The 24,385-nt window shown below is 62.4% G+C and carries 27 protein-coding genes and 3 tRNA genes; 21 read left to right on the top strand and 9 right to left on the bottom strand.

Annotated features, from left to right (window positions below):
- Positions 1 to 96: 96 nt before the first annotated feature.
- Complete coding sequence (locus tag F0Q04_RS14820) at positions 97 to 1,377, top strand: NAD(P)/FAD-dependent oxidoreductase (RefSeq protein WP_182341673.1); 1,281 nt, start codon at positions 97 to 99, stop codon at positions 1,375 to 1,377.
- Between the two features lie 43 nt (positions 1,378 to 1,420).
- On the opposite strand, the gene F0Q04_RS14815 is transcribed toward F0Q04_RS14820, so the two are convergent.
- Positions 1,421 to 2,011, bottom strand: a complete 591-nt coding sequence (locus F0Q04_RS14815) for a PAS and helix-turn-helix domain-containing protein (protein WP_116923996.1) — start codon at positions 2,009 to 2,011, stop codon at positions 1,421 to 1,423.
- A gap of 91 nt (positions 2,012 to 2,102) precedes the next feature.
- On the opposite strand from F0Q04_RS14815, the gene F0Q04_RS14810 reads away from it, so the two are divergent.
- The 6 genes from F0Q04_RS14810 (at position 2,103) to mnmH (ending at position 6,919) form a co-directional block, all read left to right on the top strand.
- Complete coding sequence (locus F0Q04_RS14810) at positions 2,103 to 2,804, top strand: CoA transferase subunit A (RefSeq protein WP_021025867.1); 702 nt, start codon at positions 2,103 to 2,105, stop codon at positions 2,802 to 2,804.
- Positions 2,805 to 2,814: 10 nt separating this feature from the next.
- Entirely contained in the window at positions 2,815 to 3,453 is a 639-nt protein-coding gene (locus tag F0Q04_RS14805) for a 3-oxoacid CoA-transferase subunit B (protein WP_116923995.1), read from the top strand.
- A gap of 162 nt (positions 3,454 to 3,615) precedes the next feature.
- Positions 3,616 to 4,362 (top strand): aldolase, encoded by a 747-nt coding sequence (locus tag F0Q04_RS14800; RefSeq protein ID WP_116923994.1) that lies wholly within the window; start codon positions 3,616 to 3,618, stop codon positions 4,360 to 4,362.
- A 108-nt stretch (positions 4,363 to 4,470) separates the two neighbouring features.
- Positions 4,471 to 5,085, top strand: a complete 615-nt coding sequence (locus F0Q04_RS14795) for a helix-turn-helix domain-containing protein (protein WP_182341670.1) — start codon at positions 4,471 to 4,473, stop codon at positions 5,083 to 5,085.
- Complete coding sequence (locus F0Q04_RS14790; RefSeq protein ID WP_182341667.1) at positions 5,078 to 5,608, top strand: GNAT family N-acetyltransferase; 531 nt, start codon at positions 5,078 to 5,080, stop codon at positions 5,606 to 5,608. The genes F0Q04_RS14795 and F0Q04_RS14790 overlap by 8 nt, the downstream gene beginning before the upstream one ends.
- A gap of 258 nt (positions 5,609 to 5,866) precedes the next feature.
- The gene (mnmH, locus tag F0Q04_RS14785; protein ID WP_182341664.1) at positions 5,867 to 6,919 is read left to right on the top strand and encodes a tRNA 2-selenouridine(34) synthase MnmH; all 1,053 of its coding nucleotides are present in this window, start codon (positions 5,867 to 5,869) and stop codon (positions 6,917 to 6,919) included.
- Positions 6,920 to 6,932: 13 nt separating this feature from the next.
- Here the strand turns inward: mnmH and F0Q04_RS14780 are convergent, their stop codons facing one another.
- From F0Q04_RS14780 to F0Q04_RS14765, 4 genes are all read right to left on the bottom strand, one after another.
- Positions 6,933 to 7,529, bottom strand: coding sequence for a DUF1294 domain-containing protein (locus F0Q04_RS14780; protein WP_232539356.1), 597 nt, complete (start codon positions 7,527 to 7,529; stop codon positions 6,933 to 6,935).
- A gap of 75 nt (positions 7,530 to 7,604) precedes the next feature.
- The gene (locus F0Q04_RS14775; protein ID WP_116923989.1) at positions 7,605 to 8,111 is read right to left on the bottom strand and encodes a DUF523 domain-containing protein; all 507 of its coding nucleotides are present in this window, start codon (positions 8,109 to 8,111) and stop codon (positions 7,605 to 7,607) included.
- On the bottom strand, positions 8,105 to 8,494 hold the full coding sequence (locus F0Q04_RS14770) for a hypothetical protein (protein WP_182341661.1): 390 nt from the start codon (positions 8,492 to 8,494) through the stop codon (positions 8,105 to 8,107). Before F0Q04_RS14770 ends, F0Q04_RS14775 begins: the two co-directional genes overlap by 7 nt.
- Positions 8,495 to 8,544: 50 nt before the next feature.
- Positions 8,545 to 8,988 (bottom strand): GFA family protein, encoded by a 444-nt coding sequence (locus F0Q04_RS14765; RefSeq protein WP_182341658.1) that lies wholly within the window; start codon positions 8,986 to 8,988, stop codon positions 8,545 to 8,547.
- 531 nt (positions 8,989 to 9,519) lie between these two features.
- Between F0Q04_RS14765 and F0Q04_RS14760 the strand changes: the two genes are divergently transcribed.
- Positions 9,520 to 10,158, top strand: coding sequence for a C40 family peptidase (locus F0Q04_RS14760; RefSeq protein ID WP_116923986.1), 639 nt, complete (start codon positions 9,520 to 9,522; stop codon positions 10,156 to 10,158).
- A 224-nt stretch (positions 10,159 to 10,382) separates the two neighbouring features.
- On the opposite strand, the gene F0Q04_RS14755 is transcribed toward F0Q04_RS14760, so the two are convergent.
- From F0Q04_RS14755 to F0Q04_RS14740, 4 genes are all read right to left on the bottom strand, one after another.
- Complete coding sequence (locus F0Q04_RS14755) at positions 10,383 to 10,985, bottom strand: isochorismatase family protein (protein WP_116923985.1); 603 nt, start codon at positions 10,983 to 10,985, stop codon at positions 10,383 to 10,385.
- Between the two features lie 114 nt (positions 10,986 to 11,099).
- On the bottom strand, positions 11,100 to 11,651 hold the full coding sequence (locus F0Q04_RS14750) for a hypothetical protein (protein ID WP_116923984.1): 552 nt from the start codon (positions 11,649 to 11,651) through the stop codon (positions 11,100 to 11,102).
- 78 nt (positions 11,652 to 11,729) lie between these two features.
- Positions 11,730 to 11,975: a GlsB/YeaQ/YmgE family stress response membrane protein gene (locus F0Q04_RS14745; RefSeq protein WP_116923983.1), complete on the bottom strand. Its 246-nt coding sequence runs from the start codon at positions 11,973 to 11,975 to the stop codon at positions 11,730 to 11,732.
- Positions 11,976 to 12,540: 565 nt separating this feature from the next.
- Positions 12,541 to 13,740, bottom strand: coding sequence for an amino acid aminotransferase (locus F0Q04_RS14740; RefSeq protein WP_021025853.1), 1,200 nt, complete (start codon positions 13,738 to 13,740; stop codon positions 12,541 to 12,543).
- A gap of 144 nt (positions 13,741 to 13,884) precedes the next feature.
- On the opposite strand from F0Q04_RS14740, the gene uvrB reads away from it, so the two are divergent.
- The 13 genes from uvrB to F0Q04_RS14675 all read left to right on the top strand — a co-directional run bounded on the left by uvrB (position 13,885) and on the right by F0Q04_RS14675 (position 24,363).
- A complete protein-coding gene (gene uvrB, locus F0Q04_RS14735) occupies positions 13,885 to 15,975 on the top strand; it encodes an excinuclease ABC subunit UvrB (protein WP_182341656.1) in 2,091 nt (696 codons plus the stop codon).
- Positions 15,976 to 16,194: 219 nt separating this feature from the next.
- Complete coding sequence (gene iscR / locus F0Q04_RS14730; RefSeq protein WP_021025851.1) at positions 16,195 to 16,731, top strand: Fe-S cluster assembly transcriptional regulator IscR; 537 nt, start codon at positions 16,195 to 16,197, stop codon at positions 16,729 to 16,731.
- A gap of 152 nt (positions 16,732 to 16,883) precedes the next feature.
- A complete protein-coding gene (locus F0Q04_RS14725; protein WP_116923981.1) occupies positions 16,884 to 18,104 on the top strand; it encodes an IscS subfamily cysteine desulfurase in 1,221 nt (406 codons plus the stop codon).
- Between the two features lie 35 nt (positions 18,105 to 18,139).
- Positions 18,140 to 18,538 carry a Fe-S cluster assembly scaffold IscU gene (gene iscU, locus F0Q04_RS14720; protein ID WP_021025849.1) on the top strand — a complete coding sequence of 133 codons (399 nt, stop codon included), beginning with the start codon at positions 18,140 to 18,142 and terminating at the stop codon, positions 18,536 to 18,538.
- Between the two features lie 6 nt (positions 18,539 to 18,544).
- Positions 18,545 to 18,868: an iron-sulfur cluster assembly protein IscA gene (gene iscA, locus F0Q04_RS14715; protein ID WP_021025848.1), complete on the top strand. Its 324-nt coding sequence runs from the start codon at positions 18,545 to 18,547 to the stop codon at positions 18,866 to 18,868.
- Between the two features lie 115 nt (positions 18,869 to 18,983).
- Positions 18,984 to 19,502 (top strand): Fe-S protein assembly co-chaperone HscB, encoded by a 519-nt coding sequence (hscB, locus tag F0Q04_RS14710; RefSeq protein WP_116924454.1) that lies wholly within the window; start codon positions 18,984 to 18,986, stop codon positions 19,500 to 19,502.
- A 125-nt stretch (positions 19,503 to 19,627) separates the two neighbouring features.
- Entirely contained in the window at positions 19,628 to 21,493 is a 1,866-nt protein-coding gene (gene hscA, locus F0Q04_RS14705) for a Fe-S protein assembly chaperone HscA (RefSeq protein WP_182341652.1), read from the top strand.
- Between the two features lie 29 nt (positions 21,494 to 21,522).
- Complete coding sequence (gene fdx, locus F0Q04_RS14700) at positions 21,523 to 21,861, top strand: ISC system 2Fe-2S type ferredoxin (RefSeq protein ID WP_021025845.1); 339 nt, start codon at positions 21,523 to 21,525, stop codon at positions 21,859 to 21,861.
- Between the two features lie 71 nt (positions 21,862 to 21,932).
- Positions 21,933 to 22,649, top strand: a complete 717-nt coding sequence (dnaQ, locus tag F0Q04_RS14695; RefSeq protein WP_182341649.1) for a DNA polymerase III subunit epsilon — start codon at positions 21,933 to 21,935, stop codon at positions 22,647 to 22,649.
- 58 nt (positions 22,650 to 22,707) lie between these two features.
- A tRNA-Val gene (locus F0Q04_RS14690) sits at positions 22,708 to 22,782 on the top strand.
- A gap of 39 nt (positions 22,783 to 22,821) precedes the next feature.
- Positions 22,822 to 22,896 (top strand) — tRNA-Val (locus F0Q04_RS14685).
- 37 nt (positions 22,897 to 22,933) lie between these two features.
- A tRNA-Val gene (locus tag F0Q04_RS14680) sits at positions 22,934 to 23,008 on the top strand.
- A gap of 206 nt (positions 23,009 to 23,214) precedes the next feature.
- Positions 23,215 to 24,363: a hypothetical protein gene (locus F0Q04_RS14675; RefSeq protein WP_182341646.1), complete on the top strand. Its 1,149-nt coding sequence runs from the start codon at positions 23,215 to 23,217 to the stop codon at positions 24,361 to 24,363.
- The last annotated feature ends 22 nt before the right edge of the window (positions 24,364 to 24,385 follow it).

The following is a 24,385-nucleotide window of genomic DNA, read 5'->3' as shown; positions in this document are numbered from 1 at the left end:
GGGGAATGCCTTGGATTTTCATTGTGAATCCGAGCGCTCAGGTGCAGGAAATCTGGCAATGGTCAACAATGGCAGCCATCTTTTGAGGAATCGTACATGCACTATGACGTGGTGATTGTGGGCGGCGGTGCAGGTGGACTGGAACTGGCCGCACAACTGGGGCGCAAACTGGGTGCGCGCGAAGGGCGCGAGCGGGTCTTGCTGGTGGACAAAATGCCTTTCCACATCTGGAAGCCCACCTTGCACGAAGTGGCAGCGGGCACGCTCGATGCGCACCAGGAAGGCCTGTCCTATACCGTGCTGGCACGCCGCAACCATTTCAGCTTTGCGATGGGCGAATGCATGGGGCTCGATGCCGCCAAGCAAAGCATTGTGCTGGCGCCGGTCATCAACGATGCGGGCAAGCAGGTGGTGCCTGAGCGCGGCATCAGCTACCAGCATTTGGTGCTGGCGATGGGCAGTGGCTCCAATTCTTTTGGCACCCCAGGTATCGAGCACGCCTATCTGCTCGAGAGCGTGCGCGATGCGCAGCGCTTCCATGCCGACTGGCTTGGCGCCTGTGCCCATGCCTCGTATGCCGAGCCGCGCTCGCTGGCGGTCGCCATTGTGGGCGCCGGTGCCACGGGTGTGGAGCTGTCGGCCGAGCTGATCGAGGCGCACCAGATGCTGCTCGAGAGCCTGTCGGACAGCCAGCGCTTCCGGCTCGATATCAGCCTGATCGAAGGCGGCGAGCGGATTCTGGGCGGGCTGCCGCCCCGTATCTCGGAGCAGGCCCGTGTGGCGCTGGAGCGCAAGGGCGTGCGGGTGATGACCGGCACGCGTGTGCAGTCGCTGGCGCAGGGCCAGGTGATCACGTCCAACGGCGAGGTGCCGGCCGATCTGATCGTCTGGGCCGCAGGCATCAAGGCAGCCGACAGCAATGCGCGCCTGGGGCTGGAAGTCAACCGTATCAACCAGTTTGTCGTCGATGACCACCTGCGCACCAGTGCCAGCCGCATCTATGCGATGGGCGACTGCGCCGCTGCCACCTGGACGGAAGGCAAGACTGTGCCGGCCCGCGCCCAAGCCGCGCACCAGCAGGGCAGCTATTTGTGCAAGCTGCTGTTTGCCGCGCTCAAGCAGCGCTCGTTCAACGAAGTGTTTGTCTACCAGGACTTTGGCTCGCTGGTCTCGCTGGGCGACAACAAGGGCGTGGGCAATCTGATGGGAGGGCTCTCGGGCAAGAACTTTTTTGTGCAGGGCCTCATTGCCAAGTGGATGTATATGTCCTTGCACCTGATGCACCACCGCGCCATTTTGGGCACTGGCAAGACGGCGGTGCTGGCGCTGGCCCGTTTGCTGCAGCAGCGCGTATCGGGCCGCATGAAGCTGCACTGAAAGAACCTTGCTCGGCAGCGCCGAGCAAGTTCTTGTGCCGGGTTCAGATATCGTCCGGTCCCAGCACGATATCGAGCGAGCTGCCCCCGGCCAGCAGCTTTTGCACCAGCTCGGCCGATGAATCCGCGCCATATTTGCGCATCAGCCGGGTGCGGTAGATCTCGACCGTGCGGTGGCTGATGCCCAGTCCCCGGCCAATTTCCTTGCTGGTCATGCCTTCGAGCAGATGGGCGGCCACCTCGCGCTCGCGGGCCGTGAGCTCGGCGCGCACCGGGCGCAGCGCGCTCAGGTCCTCAAAGCTCCAGACGCCGCCTTCATGCGGGTCCTCGCGGTTGAAGGCGCGGCCCATCACGTGGCACCAGAACATCTCGCCATTGGCGCGCTTCATGATGCGGTTGTCCGAGTACAGGCCATGCGTGCCCATGATGGGCGCGATGCGCCGGCCCAGGCGCTCGAACTCGTCGGCGCTGGGGTAGAGGATCTGAAAGGACTGGCCCATCATCAGCTCGCGCGAGGTGCGGAACATGTCGCAGACCTGCTCATTGCAGTCGATCATGACCCGCCGGTGGGACACCACCAGGCCCACAGGCGCCATTTCGAAGGCTTGTCGGTAGTCGAGTGGTGTCACTGCCATGGCAAAAATTGTCCCCTTTACGAAATACTACGTATCCTAATACGTAGTATGCTTGATTGGCGATACAAGCCCTTCTTATCAGGAGACAAGTGTGAACAAGATCTACCCCAGTGCTGCGGACGCGCTCAAAGGCGTGGTGGCAGACAAGCAGTTAATGGCCGTGGGCGGCTTTGGCCTTTGCGGGATTCCCGAGGCCTTGATCGAAGCGCTGCGCGACAGCGGTGTCAAGGACCTGACGGTGGCATCGAACAATGCCGGTGTCGATGGTTTTGGCCTGGGCAAGCTGCTGGAGACGCGCCAGATCAAGAAGATGATTGCATCCTATGTGGGCGAAAACAAGGAGTTCGAGCGCCAGTACCTGGCCGGCGAGCTGGAGCTGGAATTCACCCCGCAAGGCACCCTGGCCGAGAAGATGCGTGCTGGCGGCGCCGGCATCCCCGCCTTCTTCACCAAGACTGGTGTGGGCACGCAAGTGGCCGAAGGCAAGGAGCTGCGCGAGTTTGACGGCGAAACCTATGTGATGGAGCGCTCCATCGTCGCTGACGTGTCGCTGGTCAAGGCCTGGCGCGCGGACAAGAGCGGCAACCTGCAGTTCCGCCTGACGGCACGCAACTTCAACCCGGCAGCGGCCACCTGCGGCAAGGTTTGCATCGTCGAGGTCGAGGAGATTGTCGAAGTGGGCGCCTTGAAGCCCGACGAGATCCATCTGCCGGGCATCTATGTGCACCGCCTGGTGCTCAACGCCACCCCCGAGAAGCGCATCGAAAAGCGCACCATCACCGAAAAGCACTAAGGAGCCAGTCATGCCTTGGACCCAAGACCAAATGGCCGCACGTGCGGCGCAAGAGCTGGAAGACGGCTTCTATGTGAACCTCGGTATCGGCATTCCTACCTTGGTGGCCAACCACACCGGTGACAAGGAAGTGTGGCTGCAATCGGAAAACGGCATGCTGGGCATCGGCCCCTTCCCAACGGAAGAAGCCATCGACGCCGACCTGATCAATGCCGGCAAGCAGACGGTGACCACAATTGCCGGCTCGTCCATCTTCAGCTCGGACCAGTCCTTTGCGATGATCCGTGGCGGCAAGATCAACCTGTCCATCCTGGGCGCCATGCAGGTGTCCGAAAAGGGTGACCTGGCCAACTGGATGATTCCAGGCAAGATGGTCAAGGGCATGGGCGGCGCGATGGACCTGGTCGCCGGCGTCAAGCGCGTCATCGTGCTGATGGAACATGTGGCCAAGAAGAAGGACGGCACCACCGACCTGAAGATCTTGAAGGACTGCACCCTGCCATTGACTGGCGTGGGCGTGGTGGACCGCATCATTACCGACCTGGGTGTGTTTGATGTGGTGCCCGAAGGCCTGAAGGTGGTTGAGCTGGCCCCCGAAGTGAGCTTTGACGATGTGCAGTCCAAGACCGGCGTCAACCTGATCCAATAAGCGCAGCTACCCAGCCCTTGCGCGCTGGTGCTGCACAAGCGAGCCCGCCCATCGATCGATGGCGGGCTTTTTTGCGTGCGGGTGGTTGCTGTCGCTTTCCCCATTGCCGGGCCAGTGCTCAGACGACATACTGCGCAGATTCCATTCGATTCCCCCCGTCCCATGAACGCTCCCTTTGCGCCTGCCGATCTTTCCCACCCCCTGTTTATCCGCCCCGATGTGCTGCGCATGCGCGAGGACATGGCGCTGGCCTTGCGTGCTGCTGCACACTTTGGCCTGGGTGAGGGCGTGTGCAACCATTTCAGCATGGCGCTGCCCGATGGCCAGCATTTCTTGCTGAACCCGCGCGGCCTGATGTGGGGCGAGATCCAGGCGGACGATGTGGTGATGGTGGACGCGCAGGGGGCCGTGGTGGCGGGCGGCCATGTGGTCGAGCCCACGGCGATGTTCATCCATGCTGCCGTGCACCGCATTGCGCGCAAGACCTGCGTACTGCACACCCACATGCCTTATGCCACGGCCTTGACCTTGACGGCGCAGCGCGCGCTGGACACCACCTTGAGCCAGAACGCCATGCGCTTCCATGGCCGCCTGGCAGTTGACGCCCAGTACAACGGTTTTGCGCTCGACGACCGCGAAGGCGAGCGCATTGCGCAGGCCATGCAGGGCGCGGACATCAGCTTTTTGGGCAACCACGGCATCATCGTCTGCGGTGAGCGCATGGACTATGCGTTTGACGATCTGTACTACCTGGAGCGCGCCTGCCAGGCCCAGGTGCTGGCGCAATCGACCGGCGTGCCGCTGGCGCCCTGCGATCCGGCGCTGGCCGCGCGTGTGGCCGAGCAGGCCAATGGTGAGCGCCTGCAGTCCACCTTGTTCTTCGAGGCGTTGCGCCGCCAAATTCCTTAAAGCGCCAGCAGCATGTCTCTCACCCAGTGCGCCACTTGCCAGGTGGCAATACCCGCGTATCGCTTAAAAATCCAATATACAGGAATTAATTTCTGATAAAGTGGGTGTATGACGGTTGACGAGTTGCTCTCTGCCAAGGTGCGCACCCTGCGCAAACAGCGTGGCTACACCTTGGAGGTGCTGGCGCAGCGCAGCGGTGTCAGCCGCTCGATGATTTCACTGATTGAGCGTGGGCAGACCAGCGCCACCGCCGCCGTGCTGGGCAAGCTGGCCCAGGCCTTGCAGGTGCCGCTGGCAGCGCTGTTTGCCGATGAGCGCCAGGCGCAAGCGCCCCAGCCCCTGGCGCGCGCAGCTGTCCAGCCGCGCTGGCGTGATCCTGCCACCGGCTATGAACGCCGGCAGCTGAGCCCGGTGGGGTTTCCTGCGCCGTTCGAGATGGTGGAGGTGGTGTTTCCGCCCGGCCAGCGCGTGGCCTTTGACAACGGCCTGCGCAGCCAGCCGCTGCACCAGCAGCTGTGGCTGCTGCAAGGCGAGCTGCAGCTGAGCCTGGGCACGCAAAGCTGGCATTTGCAGGCGGGAGACTGCCTGGCGATGGTGCTCAACCAAACCCTGGTATTTAGCAACCCCGGCACCGAGTCCGCCCGCTATTTGCTGGCGCTAGCGGCGCTGGGCGCCTCCCTGCCGGCCTTGCCTGTAGTTTTTCCTGGAGAGATCGATGACTGAGAGACACTGGGTGCGCTGTACCCATGACCGGCATGCGCCAGCAATTTTGGCGATTCTGAACGACGCCATTGTCAACAGCACGGCGCTGTATGACTACCAGCCGCGCAATGCGGGCCATATGCGTACCTGGTTTGATACCAAGCTGCAAGGCGGCTACCCGGTGATCGGCATCGAGGATGCCGCCGGCGAGTTGCTGGGCTTTTCCAGCTATGGTGCCTTCCGCGCCTACCCGGCCTACAAGTACACGATGGAGCATTCGGTCTATGTGCGCGCCGATCAGCGCGGCCAGGGCCTGGGTCTGCAGCTGATGGAGGCCATCATTGACGAGGCGCGCAAGCACGATGTGCATGCGCTGGTCGGCGCCATCGATGCGGCAAATGCCGGCTCGATCGCCTTGCATGAACGGCTGGGTTTCAAGTCGGTCGGCCTGATGCCCCAGGTGGGCTTTAAATTTGGGAGATGGCTGGACCTGGCCTTGTACCAATTGCTTTTGCAAACGCCGGCGAATCCGGTAGAAGGCTGAGGCCGCTGGCCGCGCGCCACTCGCCGTGCGCCACTCGCCGTGCACCACTAGCCGTGCACCACCCACAACAGCCCACGCTGCCATGGGATAATCACTTTTTTCGCGCAGCGCAGGCCCGGCGCTGGTCAACCGACCGCACCGGCTTGCGATGGCTGTATCGAGGCTCGATCACTCTGCGCAGTGGCCGCGCAACCTCTGGGTTGTCTGCGGCACTTGCCCTGATCCTTGAACTGGCACATCGCTGCCAGCATCTGCCTTATGTCCCATCGCCAGCCTGTTCGCATCAGCGACATCCACAAGTTTGACACCATCGTCGACGCCCGCTCCCCTGCCGAGTTCGCACTCGACCATATCCCCGGGGCGATCAACTGCCCGGTGCTCAGCAACGAAGAACGCGCCCAGATCGGCACCATCTACAAGCAAGTCAGCCCCTTTGAGGCCAAGCGCCTGGGCGCTGCCTATGTGAGCGCCAATCTGGCGCGCCACCTGCACGACACCTTCCATGACCGGCCCGCGAACTGGAAGCCGCTGGTCTATTGCTGGCGCGGTGGCCTGCGCAGCGGCTCGATGGTGACCTGGTTGCGCCTGGTGGGCTGGGATGCGCAGCAGCTGGCAGGCGGCTACAAGGGCTTTCGCGGCCATGTGATCGAGCGGCTGGAGTCACTGGTACCGCGCCTGCGCTTGCAGGTGCTGTGTGGCGCCACCGGCAGCGCCAAAACGCGGGTGCTGCATGCGCTGGCCGAGCAGGGCGCGCAGGTGATTGACCTGGAAGGCTATGCCAGCCACAAGGGCTCGCTGCTGGGCCAGCTGCCTGGTGTAGAGCAGCCGAGCCAGAAGCACTTCGAGACCTTGCTGGCCACGCAGATCGGCCAGTTCGATCTGGAGCGCCCTGTGTTTATCGAAGGCGAAAGCGCCAAGATCGGCCGCATCTCCGTGCCGATGGCGCTGGTCGAGCATATGCGCCAGGCACCCGTCATCGAAGTGCAGGCCTCAGCGCAGGCGCGCCTGGACTATCTGCTTCGCGACTATGCCTACCTGGGTGCCGATGCCGGTGTGCTGGCCACCAAGCTGGGCTATCTCAAGGAGCTGCAGGGCAAGGAGGTGGTCGGCCGCTGGCAAGGCTGGGCAGCGCAAGGCGAGCTCGCGCCGCTGTTTGCCGAGTTGATGGACCTGCACTACGACCCGCATTACGAGCGCAGCCAGGCGCGCAATTTTGCCCACTGGGCTTCGCGCCAAAGCCTGCAGACGGATGACCTGTCGGACGCGCGCATTGGCGAGTTGGCCGCGCAGATCAGGCAGCTGGCTGTTTAGGCCTGATTGGGCGTCAGAACGTCGGCAGCCCGAATCGCTGGCCCAGCGGCGAAAGCAGCAGGCACAGCGCGACCAGGTTGAGCAACACCGCCAGCCAGAACACCTGCAGAAAATCCCGCTTGCTGGATTTGTGGCGCAGCCAGCGCTGGGCCAGCAAGGCCCCCGGCCATCCGCCCAGCAAACCCAGCAGCCACAAATGCTTTTCAGGGGTGCGCCAATGCCCCTGCTGCGCGGCAGCCTTGTCCCAGGCATACCAGGCAAAGGTGACGAGCGAGGCCAACACATACCAGCCTGCAGCGCGCCAGGTGGAGCCAAAGCACAGGCCCAATCCCAGCAGCAGAATCGCCAATGTGGGGATCAGCAGCAGGACTGCCCCGCCGGATGGGCCTGATCTGGCGGCACTGGTAGCCTGGCGCTGAGTGCGCGCAGCTGCGGCCCGTGGGCGTGCGGTATGCGAAGCGGGCGATGCCGCTGCGCCTGGTGCGCCCGCGCCCAGCACGCGGGCGCGGCTGGCCCGGGGTTTGTCGCCTGCGGGCTTGTCCAGCACATAGCTCAGCCGCTGGCGGGCTTGGGGCCGGGCGGCAGGGTTTTGGAAGGCGGAGATATGCACAAACACCTGGGGCCGCCGCCATCGGGGGCGATAAAGCCAAAGCCGCGCTCGTCGTTCCAGGATTGTAAGGTGCCTTCAAGCAGCATAGGCCTCCAGGTGCGCTGCGGCTTCGTCCCATTGGTTCTCGCTGAAGACAGCGACGCCGGCCTGGCGCAGCAGGCTGCAGGCCAGGCCTTCGCCGGGCACGGTGCGGCCGGCAAACTGCCCGTCATAGACCTGGCTGGAGCCGCATGTAGGGCTGAACTCCTTGAGTACCGCGACGCGGATGCCATGGCGCTGCACCAGTTGCAGTGCCAATTGGGCGCCGTGCAAAAAGGCGGCAGTCACATCGTTGCCCGCGCTGTCGCGCACCTGGGCCGCATGGCGCAGCACCGCGATGCTGGTGCCACCAACGATTTCGGCTGGCAATCGGGGCGTTGGCAGGCCTGCGGCCATCTCGGGGCAGAGGCTGACCACCTGCTGCTGCGCGAGCCAGCGATCGAGCACTGTGTGTTGCGCCCTTTTGTGGCTGCCGTCATAGCGCACGGGCTGGCCCAGCAGGCAGCCACTGACCAAGACCTTGGGCGCTGCGGGCTTCAGCATGCCAGCAACTCCACCTGCAGGGCCTGCGCGCTGGCTTCGCAGCGCAGGCTATTGCCGCCCAGCTGCAATTGCAGCCCATTGGCAAACTGCAGCTGCAGGCAGAGCGTCTCTGCCTGAAAATCGCTGGGCATTGGCAGCGTGCTGAGCCGTTGCTCGCCCAGCTGCAGCCAGCCGCTGGCCAGCAAGCCAAAGGCTTGCGCTTCATGCGCGAGCGCGGGCGGGCAGGGGTTCAGCACCAGGCGCAGACCATTGCTGTAGCGGCGCTGGGTCTCGATCCCCTGGCGCTCGCTGATCAGCGCGGCTGAGAATTCGATGCTGCAGCCTTCGGCAGTGCGGTGGATGCGGCTGATTTCGGAGTCGGCAAATTCAAACTGGCGAGGCATTCCGCGATTGTCGCAGACCCAGGGTGCGGCCTGCAGCAACTCTGCAGGGCTCATGCCGCCCCGGATGGCGCCACGCAGTCAGCCAGCCAGGGCATCGCTGATGCACTCCAGATCTGCCGCTGTGGCGGCAGCTGCGCGCGCTCTTCCACGCAGCCCAGGCGGATCACCACGAACTCCGGGTTCTGCGCGGCGCAGCCATACAGTGGCGTTGCGCAGACGGGGCAGAAGACCTGGTCGCGGCGCTGGCCGCTTTGCGCGGTCTTGGTATAGGTCTGGATCGTGCCTTGCAGCGAGAAATCGGCGATCGCGGCACTGACAATCGCCCGCATCGGCGCGCCCGACAGCACGTGGCAGTCGCTGCAATGGCATACGCTGACCCAGGGATCCTCTGCAAAACTCCCTGCCGTGGTCTGAACGCGGGCTCGGGCGATCCGCTGCGTTGTCTTCCTTGTCAATAGCTCGCTATTGACTGCAAAGGACGCCTTGCGGCTCATCCCGATCCGCGCCCATCCCGCTTGGCGATGGTTTTGCAGAGCATCCCTAGCTGGAGTCGATCAAGGCGGTAAAACGAACCGCTTGGCAGTGGCATGCGCCGTGGATGAGCATTGCAGGACCTGAGGAAAGTTGGCAGGGATTGCTGCTTTGTACTGCATCGTGCCCACCCTTGCATAGGCCTACTCGCTACCCATGAGGCGATGCAGCTAGAGGCCTTGATGGCATGACTCTTGCATAACTGTCAACAAGCGAAAGCCGGAGCTGCGCCGCAGGCCTGTAGGAATATCTTTACAGTCTCTGGCGTAGTAACTATGGTTGCATATAGAAACAACCAAGGGTTCTGTGTGAAAGCTTGATGAGTTGCAGAAAATCAATAAAAACAATTAGTTATGGAGTACTTGAGCCTGAGCTCATGCATAATTTCGCAAAATTCCACGGGAAAACCCCGGTAATTTGGGGAATAACTGGTTTGGATTTTGTTACATATTTATGAATTGTCTTCAAAATAAACCGTGCTAAAGTCGCCCGCTATGTCACCGAAATGGATTTGCACCCTCATCGTCGCCGCGTCTGTCAGCGCACATGCCGCCCCCGAGAGCGAACACAAGCCATCCGATCTGGATTTGCTGCTGGGCATTGGCCAAAGCAGTCTGTCCAAGCTCGATTCGGTGCATCACCAGGTCAAGGATCAGGCCAATGTGCTGATCAGCAATGCGCTGAGCCTCATTGGCGTGCCTTACCGCCGTGGCGGTAACAGCGCAGAGACGGGTTTTGATTGCAGTGGTCTGGTACGCGCCGTGTATGCGGAGAGCTGGGGCAAGATCCTGCCGCGCCGCGCAGAAGAGCAGGCGGCTGCGACCGACAAGATTGATAAAGCGGAGCTCAAGCCCGGTGATCTGGTGTTCTTCAACACCATGCGCCGGGCTTTCAGCCATGTGGGGATCTATATGGGCGATGGCAAGTTCATCCACTCGCCCCGCACTGGCAAGACCGTTCGGGTCGAGAGCATGGATATTGCCTACTGGGAAAAGCGCTTTGACGGCGCCCGCCGGGTAGAGCTGAGCGATGAGGCGCGTACCAAGCTGATGCAGCAGGTCAACCTCGATGGTGCGGAAGCGCAGGACCTGATCGGCCGCGTGATGTCCAAGGCCAATATGCGTGTGAACTGAGCGCCTTGCCCTGTGCGTCAGGCGCTGCAAGCGAACCAAGCTTCCTTCGGGAGGCTTTTTTGTTGCCTGCGCGGTGCTGGTTGTCTGGTTTGCGCCGTGGGGTAGGGTCTCAGTCATGCGCCCCCCGCTATATATATATAAAAGCGGCGCGGGGTACTGGCGTTAAAAAGGCTGCCTCCTGGCAGCCTGGGTGGGCGACTTGCTGGGCAGGCTCCAGCAAGGTCTTACTTGACCATCTGCAAGATATCGCGGAAGTCTTCGTGCTCGCAACTGCGCAGCCATTCGAAGATGACCATCTCGGTGGTGACCAACTCGGCGCCGGCGCCGGCCAGGCGGTCAAAGGCGGCATCGCGGTTGCGCTCGGTGCGGCTGCTGCAGGCGTCGGTGACCACGCAGACATCAAACTCGTCTTCGAGCAGCTCCAGCGCAGTTTGCAGCAGGCAGACATGGGCCTCGCAGCCGGCAATGATGATGCTGTTGCGCTCAGGCGCGGCTTGCTGGGGCTTTTGCAGGTGCTTGGGCAGGCTGCGGGCATTGCCGCCCTGGGGTTTGGCGGGAGGGCGCAGCCATTCGTTCAGGCCTTCCGGCACTGCACTGAAAAACATCTTGGCCAAGGTCTTGTTGCACAGGCCACGCAGCTGCGCCGCATTGGGGCCGAGCTTGCTGGGGTTTTGCTCGGTACCAAACACGGGCACCTGCAACTGCTGGGCTACCTGGGCCAGGAGCGTGGCGTTTTTCAACACCTGCGCGCCATCAAAAATGGCGGGCATCAGTTTTTCCTGGTAGTCAACCAGCACCAGCTGGGATTCTTCAAAATCTATAAGCATGCGGCATTTTACCCGTGGCAGCGTGCAGCTGCTGGAGCGGCATGGCGCAGGCGTTGGAGGGGAGGGAGAAATGCACTGGCGCGCGGCGCAGCGCCGAGCCAGTCTGGCGCAGATTTAGTGCTTGTCCTGGTCCAGCGCAGGCGCATACACCACCGGCAGCACAATCCCCGCTTCATGCGCCACGCGCACGCAGTCGCGCAGGTGCTGCTCGCCCAGGTAGCGCAAGGTGGCGTAGCCCAGGGCAGCCGACACCGCCTGGCCGGCAATCGGCACATATTTGCTGGCCTGCTGCACCGTCAGGCGCATACCCAGCGCCTTGGCGCCGCGCAGGATCACATCCTTGGTGATCAGCTTGCCCACCAGCACACCGCCGAGCATGTTGACGGTGTTTTGCACCTTGGCGCGTTTGGCAGGGGTCAGGCGCGCAATCTGCTCGTCGCTCAGACCAAAGTAATTGCTGATTTGCGGAATCAGCCGCGACAGCAGGGCTGCATCGACCGCCATGTCGAGCCCGGGCACCGGCGTGGCGCTGGCCAGGGCGGCCATCAAGGCTTTGCGGTGCAGCAGCTTCTGGGACTGCTCAACCGCCTCCAGCAGCGCAGGGTTGCCCGTCTGGGCGGCCAGTTGCAGTGCGGAGAGGGGGCGGGGCTTGCGTCCAAGTTTCATGGGTGTTCGGGAGTGAGGTCAAAAGCGGAAAAAACCTGCGGCAGCGGGTGGTCCCGGCTGGCGCAGGCTGCCGGGTGCTTAGCGCTTGCGCACCAGGCCGTAGATCACCAGCAAGATGATGGCGCCGACGACGGAGGCAATCCAGCCAGCGGCCTGGCCTTCCTGGTACCAGCCCATCGCCACGCCGGCGTAAGTGGCCAGCAGCGAGCCGGCAATGCCCAGGAGGATGGTCATGATCCAGCCCATCTTGTCGTCCCCAGGCTTGATGGCGCGTGCAATGAGGCCAACAATCAGGCCGATGAAAATGGTTCCAATGATGGACATGCGTAGTTCTCCGTTGAGCTGTGAACGCCAGCGCCTCGGGTTGAGGCGGCCCTGGCCAATACGCCCTGAAGCGTACCAAGGCACTTTAAGGCCGTTTGTAGGAGAAGGCTTCAAATCCCGCGGCTTTACGTCATAAACAACGGTGAACTGGCGCTGTCATGCGCATGAAAAAAGCAGCCGGCGCCGCTAAGAACTTGTTCAAAGTCTCTACGCAACCGCGTTGGAGTGCAATCGGGATGAGTTCGAAGGGCTGGTCCGCAGCTTGCACCGGGGTGCAAGCAAGGGCCAGCGCGAAGAAATCGCCCGATTTCACTCCAACCCTTATGGACAGTGGCTTTGCGGGCGCCCGGCTAGGGCCGCCCGGGCAGGGGCGGTCTGCGTCGTTGCAAATCCTCGCAATAGCTGGGCTATTGCTGCGGTATTGCGCGGCTGGGCGCCCCCCTCGCATCCCATCTCGCAAAGACACTGTCGCGGCGCGAGGAGACATTGAACAGGTTCTAAGGGCGCGGGCTGCTTTTCGCTGGCCTGGGCCTCAACGGGCTCAGGCTGCAGAGCGGTTATGCGCTCAGGCGACGACCTTGGCGATCGATGCGCAGACGTGCTCGATGTTCTTGCTGTTGAGCGCAGCCACGCACATGCGGCCCGTGTCCGTGCCGTAGACGCCGAACTCGGAGCGCAGGCGTACCATCTGGTCCTTGCTCAGGCCCGAGTACGAGAACATGCCGATCTGGGTGGTGATGAAGCCCATATCCTGCTTCACGCCAGCGGCCTTGAGGCCGTCGACCAGCTTCTGGCGCATTTCCTTGATGCGCACGCGCATCTCGCCCAGTTCCTTTTCCCACAGCGCGCGCAGCTCGGGGTTGTTCAGCACCGCAGCCACCACGGCGCCACCGTGGGTTGGTGGGTTGGAGTAATTGGTGCGGATGACGACCTTGAGCTGGCTCAGCACGCGGCTGGCTTCCTCCTTGTCGGTGGCAACCACGGACAGCGCGCCCACGCGCTCACCGTAGAGCGAGAAGCTCTTGGAGAACGAGGTCGACACAAAAATGTTCAGGCCTGCTGCGATGAACTTGCCGATCACGGCGCCGTCTTCGGCGATGCCGTGGCCAAAGCCCTGGTAGGCCATGTCCAGGAAGGCGACCAGGTTTTTGGCCTTGACGACTTCGATGACCTTGTCCCACTGGGCGGCGCTGATGTCGTAGCCGGTGGGGTTATGGCAGCAGGCGTGCAGCACCACCACGGTGCCAGCGGCGGCCGCGTTCAGGTCGGCGATCATGCCGTCGAAATCAATGGCGCGGTTGGCTGCGTCGTAGTAGCGGTAGCTGGCCACTTCAAAACCGGCGTTCTGGAAGATCGCGCGGTGGTTTTCCCAGCTCGGGTCGGAGATCAGCACCTTGGCTTGGGGGTTGAGGCGCTTCAGGAAGTCGGCGCCGATCTTCAGGCCGCCGGTGCCGCCCACGGCTTGCACCGTGGCCACGCGGCCGGAAGCGACAACCTCTGAGTCAGCGCCGAACACCAGGGCCTTGACGGCGTTGTCATAGGCAGCGATACCGTCGATAGGCAGGTAGCCACGGGGCGTGGGCTTGTCCATCATGGCTTTCTCTGCGGCCTGCACGCACTGCAGCAGCGGCAGCTTGCCGTTGTCGTCGAAATACACGCCCACGCCCAGGTTCACTTTTTGCGGGTTGGTGTCGGCGGCATACTGCTCATTGAGACCCAGGATCGGGTCGCGTGGGGCCATTTCGACGGAAGAGAAAAGAGACATGTGTAGTCCTTGGTAGGTAGAAATCTGGCTTTGTACCCCCAAATGCCAAACAAGAGGCCATCGCCTCCACCGCAATTTTGCAGTACGCTTTGGGGTTAACCCCGTATTCTAGCGACGCCCGCTCGCGCGTGGCATACCCGACCTATGCACGAAGTCACTCCAGAGGCACCCCGCGAGGGGGAATTCATCCAATATCCGGGCTCGCCCTTCACCTTGTTCCAGCCGTATCCGCCTGCGGGCGACCAGCCGGCGGCCATCGATGCGCTGGTGGAAGGCATTGATGACGGTGAGGCCTTTCAGACCTTGCTGGGTGTCACGGGCTCGGGCAAGACCTTCACGATGGCCAATGTGATCGCGCGCACCGGGCGCCCGGCCATCGTGTTTGCGCCCAACAAGACGCTGGCCGCGCAGCTGTACAGCGAGTTCCGCGAGTTCTTTCCGAAGAACGCGGTGGAGTACTTCGTCAGCTACTACGACTACTACCAGCCCGAGGCCTATGTGCCCCAGCGCGACCTGTTCATCGAAAAGGATAGCGCAATCAACGAGCACATCGAGCAGATGCGGCTGTCGGCCACCAAGAGTGTGCTCGAGCGCCGCGACACCATCGTGGTGGCCACCGTCTCGGCCATCTACGGTATCGGCTCGCCCGAGTCTTATACCAAGATGCGCTTCATCCTGCGCGTGGGCGACGAGCTGAGCCAGCGCGATGCGATTGGCCAGCTGGTGCGCATGCAGTACAAGCGCAATGATGCGGATTTCTCGCGCGGTACCTTCCGCGTGCGGGGCGACACCATCGATGTGTTTCCGTCCGAGCACAGCGAGATGGCGGTGCGCATCGAGCTGTTTGACGACGAGGTCGAAAGCCTGCAGCTGTTTGACCCGCTCACCGGCCGCGTGCGCCAGAAGGTGCCGCGTTTCACCATCTACCCCAGCAGCCACTATGTGACGCCGCGCGACCAGGTGCTGGTGGCCGTCGAGACCATCAAGGAAGAGCTGGCGCTGCGCCTCAAGCAGCTGGTGGGTGAGGGCAAGCTGGTCGAAGCCCAACGCCTGGAGCAGCGCACCCGGTTTGACCTGGAGATGCTGACCGAGGTGGGGCACTGCAAGGGCATTGAGAACTACAGCCGCCACCTCTCGGGCGCGGCGCCGGGCGACCCGCCGCCGACGATGACCGACTACATGCCCAAGGACGCGCTGATGTTTCTCGATGAGAGCCACCAGATGATCGGCCAGCTCAACGCCATGTACAACGGTGACAAGGCGCGCAAGACCACCTTGGTGGAGTATGGCTTTCGCCTGCCCAGCGCGCTGGACAACCGCCCGCTCAAGTTTGGTGAGTTCGAGCAGCGCATGCGCCAGGTGGTGTTTGTCTCGGCCACGCCGGCTGAATACGAGAAAACCCATGCGGGCAAGATCGTCGAGCAGGTGGTGCGGCCCACCGGCCTGGTCGACCCCGAAGTGGAAGTGCGGCCCGCCACCCACCAAGTGGACGATGTGCTGCAGGAAATCCATGCACGGGTGAAGGTCCATGAGCGGGTGCTGATCACCACCCTGACCAAGCGCATGGCCGAGCAACTGACCGAGTACCTGACCGACAACGGCGTGAAGGTACGCTACCTGCACTCCGATGTGGAGACGGTGGAGCGCGTCGAGATCATCCGCGACCTGCGCCTGGGCACTTTTGATGTGCTGGTGGGGATCAACCTGCTGCGCGAAGGCCTGGATATCCCCGAGGTCTCGCTGGTGGCGATTCTGGATGCGGACAAGGAAGGCTTTCTGCGCGCCGAGCGCAGCCTGATCCAGACGATTGGCCGTGCGGCGCGCAACATGAACGGCAAGGCCATCCTCTATGCCGACCGCATTACCGACTCGATGCGCAAGGCGATGGACGAGACCAGCCGCCGCCGCGAGAAGCAGATGGCCTTCAATGCGGAGCATGGCATCGTGCCGCGCAGCATTGTCAAGCAAGTGCGTGATTTGATCGATGGCGTCTACAGCACCAAGGCCAGTGACGACATGGACCGCGCCCAGCAGGTGGCGATGAGCCGCGCCCAGGTCGAGGACATGTCCGAGAAAGAGATTGCCAAGGAAATCAAGCGCCTGGAAAAGCAGATGCTGGAGGCAGCGCGCAACCTCGAATTCGAGGCCGCAGCCCAGGCCCGCGACCAATTAACCATATTGAAACAAAGGGCTTTTGGTGCCTCTCCAGAGGCAGGGAATACCCGCAGCCTCTAGTGATGTCAGTTTCTGTAAGTAATCTTTGCTTACCCGAGCGAATTCAGGGGGCATTGTGCTATACTGACACAAATTACTCAACAACAAGAAAAAAGCCTATCGATGAATGGGACCTACCCTGCATGCAGGGTGGAGCGACAGGCTACGACGATGTCATTGCGGGTGGCTTGCTTGCATTGGGCGTCTATGGTTATCAAGCCTGACCTCTAAGGAACGATTATGCGTCTCACCACCAAAGGCCGATTTGCAGTGACTGCAATGATTGATCTGGCTTTGCGCCAGAACAATGGCCCGGTAACTTTGGCTGCGATCAGCCAGCGTCAGCAGATCTCGCTGTCGTATCTGGAGCAGCTGTTTGGCAAGCTGCGCCGCCACGAACTGGTGGAGTCCACCCGTGGCCCTGGTGGCGGCTACACGTTGGCCCGCAAGGCCGCTGAGATCACAGTTGCCGACATCATTGTGTCGGTAGATGAACCTATTGACGCCACGCAGTGTGGTGGCAAGGAAAACTGCATGGGTGAGGCCGGTCGCTGCATGACGCACGAGCTGTGGGCATCGCTGAACCAGCGCATGGTGGAGTTTCTCGATTCGGTCACCTTGCAAAAGCTGGTCGATGACCAACTGGCCAAGGGCATCCAGATCGAAGACAAGCCCATCGTGCGCCGCGCTATCTCGACCACGCCGGTTGTCAAGCCCATCCGTGTCACCGCACCGAACTCGGTGTTTGCACTGGGCAATGTATTTGCCAAATCCTGATTCTTGATGCGGCGCTGGTCGCCGCATCCCCCGGTGTCTTCCAGGGCGCCGGGAGGTCTTGTTACGCCCTGAACGGGGTGCGGCAAGTTCATTCGATGATTGCGTTTTGAGTTTTTGCGGGTGCCCACCAGCACGCGCCAGTAGAGCCAGATATGGACACGACCCCACATTTCCCCATTTACCTTGATTACGGCGCCACTACGCCAGTGGACCCCCGCGTGGTTGAAGCGATGATTCCCTGGTTGTCCGAGAACTACGGCAACCCTGCGTCGCGCAGCCATGCTTGGGGCTGGACGGCGGAAGAGGCGGTTGAAAAGGCCCGTGCGCAGGTCGCCGCGCTGATCAATGCCGATCCGCGTGAAATCGTCTGGACCAGTGGCGCGACCGAGTCGGACAACTTGGCGCTCAAGGGTGCTGCGCAGTTCTACAAGGGCAAGGGCAAGCACCTGATCACCGTCAAGACCGAGCACAAGGCCGTGCTGGACACGATGCGTGCGCTCGAGCGTGAAGGCTTTGAGGTCACCTACCTGGATGTGAAGGAAGACGGTCTGCTGGATCTGGATGTCTTCAAGGCCGCGATTCGCCCCGACACCATCGTGGTCAGCGTCATGTTCGTGAACAACGAAACCGGCGTGATCCAGGACATCGACACCATTGGGAACATCTGCCGCGAAAAGGGCATCATTTTCCACGTGGACGCTGCCCAGGCCACCGGCAAGGTCGAGATCGATGTGACCGCGCTGAAGGTCGACCTGATGAGCCTGGCCTCGCACAAGACCTACGGTCCCAAGGGCATTGGCGCGCTGTATGTGCGCCGCAAACCCCGTGTGCGCATCGAGGCGCAAATGCACGGCGGTGGCCATGAACGCGGCATGCGCTCGGGCACCTTGGCTACGCACCAGATCGTCGGTATGGGCGAGGCTTTCCGCATCGCCAAGGAAGACATGGCCAAGGACTACGCCCACGCTAAGGCGCTGCAGCAGCGCATGTTGGACGGCCTGATGGACATCGAGCAGGTGTTTATCAACGGTGATCTGAACCACCGCGTGCCGCACAACCTGAACATCAGCTTCAACTTCGTCGAAGGCGAATCGCTGATCATGGGCATCAAGGGTCTGGCCGTGTCCTCGGGTTCGGCCTGCACCTCGGCCAGTCTGGAGCCCAGCTATGTGCTGCGCGCGCTGGGCCGCAGCGATGAGCTGGCCCACAGCAGCCTGCGCATGACGTTTGGCCGCTTCACGACGAATGAAGACATTGACTACGCCGTGGCATCGATCCGTGAGAACGTGACCAAGCTGCGCGAGTTGAGCCCGCTGTGGGAAATGTACAAAGACGGTGTGGATCTGAGCACCATCCAGTGGGCTGCCCACTAATCCGGCGCAGCCGCTAACTGTAAAGAGGTACCAAGATGGCATATTCTGACAAAGTGATTGATCATTACGAGAACCCCCGCAACGTGGGCTCTTTTGACAAGGGTGATGAATCGGTGGGCACCGGCATGGTCGGCGCTCCTGCCTGCGGCGACGTGATGAAGCTGCAGATCAAGGTCAATGCGGACACCGGCGTGATCGAAGACGCACGCTTCAAGACCTATGGCTGCGGCTCGGCAATCGCCTCGTCGTCGCTGGTGACTGAATGGGTCAAGGGCAAGACGCTCGACGAAGCCGCTGCGCTCAAGAACGCGCAGATCGCCGAAGAGCTGGCCCTGCCACCGGTGAAGATCCACTGCTCGATCCTGGCTGAAGACGCGATCAAGGCGGCGGTCAACGACTACAAGGCCAAGCACACTGCCAAGGCGGAGGCTTAAAACGCCATGGCTGTCACGCTTTCTGAGTCGGCTGCGCGCCACATCAACCGCTACCTGTCGCGTCGCGGCCATGGGGTGGGTGTGCGCCTGGGCGTGAAGACCACCGGCTGCTCGGGTCTGGCCTACAAGCTGGAGTACGTGGACGAGGCAGCGCCCGAGGACGTGGTGTTCGAAGACCATGGCGTCAAGGTGCTGGTCGATCCCAAAAGCATGGCCTACATCGACGGCACCGAGCTGGACTTTGTGCGCGAGGGCCTCAACGAGGGCTTCAAGTTCCACAACCCCAACGAGCGTGATCGCTGCGGTTGTGGCGAGAGCTTCAGAATCTGAGGCCTCAGGTTCAGGCGCCCGGTTTGTCGTCACTGACAGGCCTGGCCTTGTTTGTCGGCATCGCTGATGCCAAAACTGCAAACCGCCTGTGCTTTTGCCAGGCGGTTTTTTCATGATGAATCTGCAATCCAACGATTTTGAACTGTTCGCCGTGCCGGTGCAGTTTGCGCAAGATGCCCAGCAATTGGCCGAGCGCTGGAAGGCCTTGCAAAAGCAAGCCCACCCGGACCGCTTTGCATCGCAAGGCGCTGCTGCTCAGCGCGTGGCCATGCAGTGGTCGGTGCGCATCAATGAGGCCTACCAGCGCTTGAAGGACCCGCTCAAGCGCGCCGCCTACCTGTGCGAGATGCATGACGCGCCCATCCGCGCCGAAGACAACACCGCCATGCCCACCGCTTTTCTGATGGAGCAGATGGAGTGGCGCGAGGCGTTGGAAGAGGCGCAGAGCCAGGCCGATGTCGATGCGCTCGATGACCAGGTCGCCAGCGCGCGCCGTGCAATGCTGCAGCGCTGCCAGCAGCTGTTGGATGTGGAGCGCGACTACGCGCAGGCGGCCCAGCAGGTGAGAGCCCTCATGTTTGTTGCGCGATTTAGTGGCGACATCGACCGCCGTCGCGAGCAACTGGGACAATAGGCTGGTGACCAAAGCAGGGCGGCCCATGAGGCCGCACAGCATGCTTTGGCGAACCCTCCGTTGAGACCGCTTCCCCCGCGCCCCGTGCGGGTCGCAGGCAAGAGAACACAAGATAGATCGCATCCATGGCATTGCTCCAAATTTCAGAACCTGGCCAATCTCCTGATCCGCACCAGCGCCGTATTGCGGTGGGCATTGATCTGGGCACCACGCACTCGCTGGTCGCTGCCGTGCGCAACGGCGTGGCCGAATGCCTGCCGGATGACGAAGGCCGGGTGCTGCTGCCATCGGTGGTGCATTACCGGGCCAATGGCAAGCGCGATATCGGCTATGCGGCGCTTGCTCATCCCGGCGTCGATGCCGCCAACACCATTGCCTCGGCCAAGCGCCTGATGGGCCGCAACCTGGCCGATATCCATGCGCCCGAGCAACTGGCCTATGCGCTTGTGCAGCCCGACGATAGCGGCATGGTGGCCATCGAGACGGTGGCCGGCCTCAAGACCCCGGTGGAGATCAGCGCCGAGATTCTGGCCACCTTGCGCTACCGCGCCGAAGACACCTTTGACAATGACCTGTACGGCGCCGTGATCACCGTGCCAGCCTACTTTGACGACGCGCAGCGCCAGGCCACCAAGGATGCGACCCAGCTGGCCGGCATCAAGCTGCTGCGCCTGATCAACGAGCCCACGGCAGCGGCGATTGCCTATGGCCTGGACAATGCCTCCGAAGGCATCTATGCCGTCTATGACCTGGGCGGCGGCACCTTTGATATTTCCGTGCTGCGCCTGACGCGCGGCGTGTTCGAAGTCATCGCCACCGGCGGTGACTCGGCGCTGGGCGGTGACGACTATGACGCCGCACTGGGCCAGTGGGTGCTGGAGAAAACCGGCGGCGCGGTGCAGAGTGCGCAGGACAAGGCGGTATTGCGCCTGGCTGCCAAGGCCGCCAAAGAGGCGCTGACCGATGCCGACCAGGTGACGTTCTCCGCGCAACTGTCCGGCCAGAACATTGCGCTGCCGCTGAGCCGGGCCGATTTTGATGCGGCCACGCAAGCCTTGACGGCCCGCACCCTGACGGCCGTGCGCCGCGCGCTGGCCGATGCCCAGCTGGCCAAGGACGAGGTGCAAGGCGTGGTGATGGTGGGGGGCTCGACGCGCATGCCCCAGGTGCAGACGGCGGTCGGCAACTTCTTTGGCAAGCCACCGTTGACCAACCTGAACCCCGACGAGGTGGTGGCCCTGGGCGCCGCGATCCAGGCCAACCAGCTCGCCGGCAACGACAACAATGGCGACCTGCTGCTGCTCGATGTGATCCCGCTGTCGCTGGGCATCGAGACCATGGGCGGCCTGGTCGAGCGCATCGTCAGCCGCAACGAAACCATTCCGACCGCACGCGGCCAGGACTTCACGACCTACAAGGACGGCCAGACGGCCTTGGCCATCCATGTGGTGCAGGGCGAGCGCGATCTGGTGGCTGATTGCCGCAGCCTGGCGCGCTTTGAGCTGCGCGGCATCCCGCCGATGGCGGCGGGCGCTGCACGCATCCGTGTGTCCTTCACCATCGATGCCGATGGCCTGCTGAGCGTGGGCGCGCAAGAGCTGGTGAGCGGGGTGGAGGCGCATATCGATGTGAAGCCCTCGTACGGTCTCTCGGACGACCAGATTGCAAACATGCTGCGCGACAGCTTCAGCACCGCCCAGGCCGATATGCAGGCGCGTGCGCTGGTCGAAGCGCGCGTTGATGGCGACCGCCTGCTGATTGCTACCCAAAGTGCGCTCGATGCCGATGGCGACCTGCTGGCCGAGGCCGAGCGCAGCCAGGTCGATGCGCTGATGGACCAGCTGCGCCGCGCCCTGTCCAGCAGCGAGAGCGCCGCTGAGATCGAGGCCAGCACCGATGCACTGGCCAAGGGCACCGAGGCCTTTGCCGCCGAGCGCATGAACCGTGGCATTCGCCAGGCCCTGGCCGGCAAGAACGTGCAATCCATTTAACCGACTACAGCAAGAAGAATCTCATTCCCATGCCTATCATCAAAATCCTGCCCCATGCCGAATACTGTCCCCAAGGCGCCGAGATCAAGGCGCCCACCGGAACGTCGATCTGCGAGGCGCTGCTGGACAATGGCATCAACATCGAACACGCCTGCGACATGAGCCGGGCCTGCACCACCTGCCACGTGATCGTGCGCCAGGGTTTCGACTCCATGGACCCTTCCGAAGAGGAAGAAGACGATCTGCTCGACCGCGCCTGGGGCCTGGAGCCGCAGTCGCGCCTGTCCTGCCAGGCCATTTTGGCGCGCGAGGATGTGACCGTGGAGATCCCCAAGTACTCGATCAACCACGCCAAGGAAAACCACTGAGCGTGGGCTGGGCCGGGCGCGCGGGTGCGAGCGGCTTTTACAATCGGTGTTTTGAGTCGAGGAAGCTGTAGATGTCGCGCCAAATTGTTCTGGATACGGAAACCACGGGTCTGTCAGTCGTCGATGGTGACCGTGTCATTGAGCTCGGCTGCGTCGAGCTGCTCAACCGCAAGCTCACCGGCAATAACCTGCATCTGTACTTCAATGCCGACCGGGAAAGCCATGAAGACGCGCTGCGCGTGCACGGCATCACCAGCGAGTTTCTGGCCGACAAGCCGCGTTTCCACGAGAAAGCCGAAGAGATCCGGGCTTACCTCGAAGGCGCCGAGCTGATCATCCACAATGCGCCATTCGACATGGGCTTCCTGAACAAGGAGTTCGAACGGGTGGGCATGCCGCCCCTGGTCAGCATGGTGAGCGGTGTGCTGGATTCGCTCCTGATGGCGCGCGACATGTTCCCGGGCAAGCGCAACTCGCTCGACGCGCTATGCGACCGCCTGGAAGTGGACAATTCCGGCCGCGACCTGCACGGCGCTTTGCTCGACGTTGAGCTGCTCGCTGACGTCTACATCAACATGACGCGCGGGCAGGAACAGCTGCTCTCGTCTGAGAGCATGGCATCGAACAACAAGTCCAACGCGGCCATGGTGGTCAAGAAGGTGGATTTTGCACAGTTCGATCTGCCGGTGATCCTGCCGTCGGAGGCGGAGCTGGCCGCCCACGACGAGGTGCTGACGCAGCTGGACAAATCCAGTGGCGGCAAAACTATTTGGAGAAAATTGGCCTAATTTTCACAGCCAGCAAATATTTGCTGTCATAATAGAGGGCTTGACGGCGAGAGATTTTGGGTGATTAGCTCAGCGGTAGAGCACTGCCTTCACACGGCAGGGGTCACATGTTCGATCCATGTATCACCCACCAATCCATCGTCGTTGCGGTATGTCCCTTGGGGCATGCTTGGGGTGATTAGCTCAGCGGTAGAGCACTGCCTTCACACGGCAGGGGTCACATGTTCGATCCATGTATCACCCACCACAATTTAGTTTCGGTAGGCCTCTTTGGGGCGTGCCTGGGGTGATTAGCTCAGCGGTAGAGCACTGCCTTCACACGGCAGGGGTCACATGTTCGATCCATGTATCACCCACCAACCAACAAACCTCTTGAATGTTCTGTTCAAGAGGTTTTTTGTTTTTTGCGCGCTTGTGCACACGCTGCGCAGGCTACAGCGCACCGCCGTCCACCACGCCGTTCATGTATCGGGCCTGTCGCTGCCAGGTAAATCCCGCCCCGGTGCTGCACAACTCGGCCACCAAGGCCTAGGATGGCAGGTTTTGGGACTACCACCGTACCGATATGACCGCTCACACACTCGCTTTGGGTGCTGGCCTGGCCGCCTTGCTCGCTGGCAGTGGCTGGGCAGCTTCAAGCTCGCCATCCACCCCCACCCCACCATCGGCACCACAGACCTGTACCGAACAGGCTTCAGACGCCTGTTTCCAAGGCTTTGCGCTGCCGGGCCAGGCCGGGCGCATGCATTTCTATGCCTCGCAGGCGCCGCAGGCCGAAAAGGCCGACGGGTCGGCCGGGCCGCAAACGGTGCTCTTGATCATGCATGGCTTCCCGCGCGATGCCAACCGCAGCTTCAATGCCGCGCTGGACGCCGCGCGCAAGGCGGGGCGCCTGGATGAGACCCTGGTCATTGCGCCGCTCTACCAGGTGGGCAGCGACAAGGCCGAGCACTGCCGTACCAAGGGCACGCCTGCGCCGGAGCCGGGTGATGCCTTGTGGACCTGTGGCAGCTGGCTGGCCGGACAAAACTCCCAGGCTGGCGCGGGCAGGACCCCGATCAACGCCATTGCTGCGCTCGATGCCTTGGTCGCCCATATCCACCAGCGCTGGCCCAGCGTGCGCCACATCACCTTGGCGGGGTTTTCTGCCGGTGGGCAAATGCTCCAGCGCAGCATCGGCTTTGCCCAGCAGCCGCCTGCCGGTGTATCGCTGCGCTATGTCGTTGCGGACCCTGGCACCTGGCTGTACTTTGATCCGCTGCGCCCGCAGCCCCAGCGCGCGGGCCGCGATGTGGACTGGGCGGCCTGCAGCGATGGTGGTTGCGACTACCGCATGCAACTGCCTCAAGAGGCATCCTGCCCGGGCTACCACGACTGGAAATACGGCACGCAGGCGCTGCCGTCCAGCCTGGGGCCCGCCGCTGCGCAGGCGCGCGAGCGCTACCGCCAGGCGGATATTCACTATCTGGAAGGTGCCCTCGACAACCATGCCGGCAAGGGCACGAGCTATGGCGCGCTCGATAAATCTTGCGCTGCCATGCTGCAAGGGCCGTTTCGCCGCCAGCGGGGGGAGGGCTATGCCGCCTATGTGGCCCAGGTGCTGCAGCCAGTGCGCCCGCAGCCGCTGTCCATCGTGCCGGGCTGCGCCCATGATGTCGCCTGCGTATTGCCCTCGGATGCAGCGCGGCCGGCCTTGTTTGGCATCCTGCCTTGATGGCGCGCTGTGCGGCTCTAAC

This window comes from Comamonas koreensis (assembly GCF_014076495.1).
GTDB classification, from domain to species: domain Bacteria; phylum Pseudomonadota; class Gammaproteobacteria; order Burkholderiales; family Burkholderiaceae_C; genus Comamonas; species Comamonas squillarum.
This window is presented reverse-complemented; position numbering and strand designations above follow the sequence as displayed.

Bases quoted from the DNA above. Each gene is read 5' to 3' on its own strand.
- F0Q04_RS14820 (WP_182341673.1), top strand. From the start codon at position 97: ATGCACTATGACGTGGTGATTGTGGGCGGCGGTGCAGGTGGACTGGAA.
- F0Q04_RS14815 (WP_116923996.1), bottom strand. From the start codon at position 2,011: ATGGCAGTGACACCACTCGACTACCGACAAGCCTTCGAAATGGCGCCT.
- F0Q04_RS14805 (WP_116923995.1), top strand. From the start codon at position 2,815: ATGCCTTGGACCCAAGACCAAATGGCCGCACGTGCGGCGCAAGAGCTG.
- F0Q04_RS14800 (WP_116923994.1), top strand. From the start codon at position 3,616: ATGAACGCTCCCTTTGCGCCTGCCGATCTTTCCCACCCCCTGTTTATC.
- F0Q04_RS14795 (WP_182341670.1), top strand. From the start codon at position 4,471: ATGACGGTTGACGAGTTGCTCTCTGCCAAGGTGCGCACCCTGCGCAAA.
- F0Q04_RS14790 (WP_182341667.1), top strand. From the start codon at position 5,078: ATGACTGAGAGACACTGGGTGCGCTGTACCCATGACCGGCATGCGCCA.
- mnmH (WP_182341664.1), top strand. From the start codon at position 5,867: ATGTCCCATCGCCAGCCTGTTCGCATCAGCGACATCCACAAGTTTGAC.
- F0Q04_RS14775 (WP_116923989.1), bottom strand. From the start codon at position 8,111: ATGCTGAAGCCCGCAGCGCCCAAGGTCTTGGTCAGTGGCTGCCTGCTG.
- F0Q04_RS14770 (WP_182341661.1), bottom strand. From the start codon at position 8,494: ATGCCTCGCCAGTTTGAATTTGCCGACTCCGAAATCAGCCGCATCCAC.
- F0Q04_RS14765 (WP_182341658.1), bottom strand. From the start codon at position 8,988: ATGAGCCGCAAGGCGTCCTTTGCAGTCAATAGCGAGCTATTGACAAGG.
- F0Q04_RS14760 (WP_116923986.1), top strand. From the start codon at position 9,520: ATGTCACCGAAATGGATTTGCACCCTCATCGTCGCCGCGTCTGTCAGC.
- F0Q04_RS14755 (WP_116923985.1), bottom strand. From the start codon at position 10,985: ATGCTTATAGATTTTGAAGAATCCCAGCTGGTGCTGGTTGACTACCAG.
- F0Q04_RS14750 (WP_116923984.1), bottom strand. From the start codon at position 11,651: ATGAAACTTGGACGCAAGCCCCGCCCCCTCTCCGCACTGCAACTGGCC.
- F0Q04_RS14745 (WP_116923983.1), bottom strand. From the start codon at position 11,975: ATGTCCATCATTGGAACCATTTTCATCGGCCTGATTGTTGGCCTCATT.
- F0Q04_RS14740 (WP_021025853.1), bottom strand. From the start codon at position 13,740: ATGTCTCTTTTCTCTTCCGTCGAAATGGCCCCACGCGACCCGATCCTG.
- uvrB (WP_182341656.1), top strand. From the start codon at position 13,885: ATGCACGAAGTCACTCCAGAGGCACCCCGCGAGGGGGAATTCATCCAA.
- iscR (WP_021025851.1), top strand. From the start codon at position 16,195: ATGCGTCTCACCACCAAAGGCCGATTTGCAGTGACTGCAATGATTGAT.
- F0Q04_RS14725 (WP_116923981.1), top strand. From the start codon at position 16,884: ATGGACACGACCCCACATTTCCCCATTTACCTTGATTACGGCGCCACT.
- iscU (WP_021025849.1), top strand. From the start codon at position 18,140: ATGGCATATTCTGACAAAGTGATTGATCATTACGAGAACCCCCGCAAC.
- iscA (WP_021025848.1), top strand. From the start codon at position 18,545: ATGGCTGTCACGCTTTCTGAGTCGGCTGCGCGCCACATCAACCGCTAC.
- hscB (WP_116924454.1), top strand. From the start codon at position 18,984: ATGAATCTGCAATCCAACGATTTTGAACTGTTCGCCGTGCCGGTGCAG.
- hscA (WP_182341652.1), top strand. From the start codon at position 19,628: ATGGCATTGCTCCAAATTTCAGAACCTGGCCAATCTCCTGATCCGCAC.
- fdx (WP_021025845.1), top strand. From the start codon at position 21,523: ATGCCTATCATCAAAATCCTGCCCCATGCCGAATACTGTCCCCAAGGC.
- dnaQ (WP_182341649.1), top strand. From the start codon at position 21,933: ATGTCGCGCCAAATTGTTCTGGATACGGAAACCACGGGTCTGTCAGTC.
- F0Q04_RS14675 (WP_182341646.1), top strand. From the start codon at position 23,215: ATGACCGCTCACACACTCGCTTTGGGTGCTGGCCTGGCCGCCTTGCTC.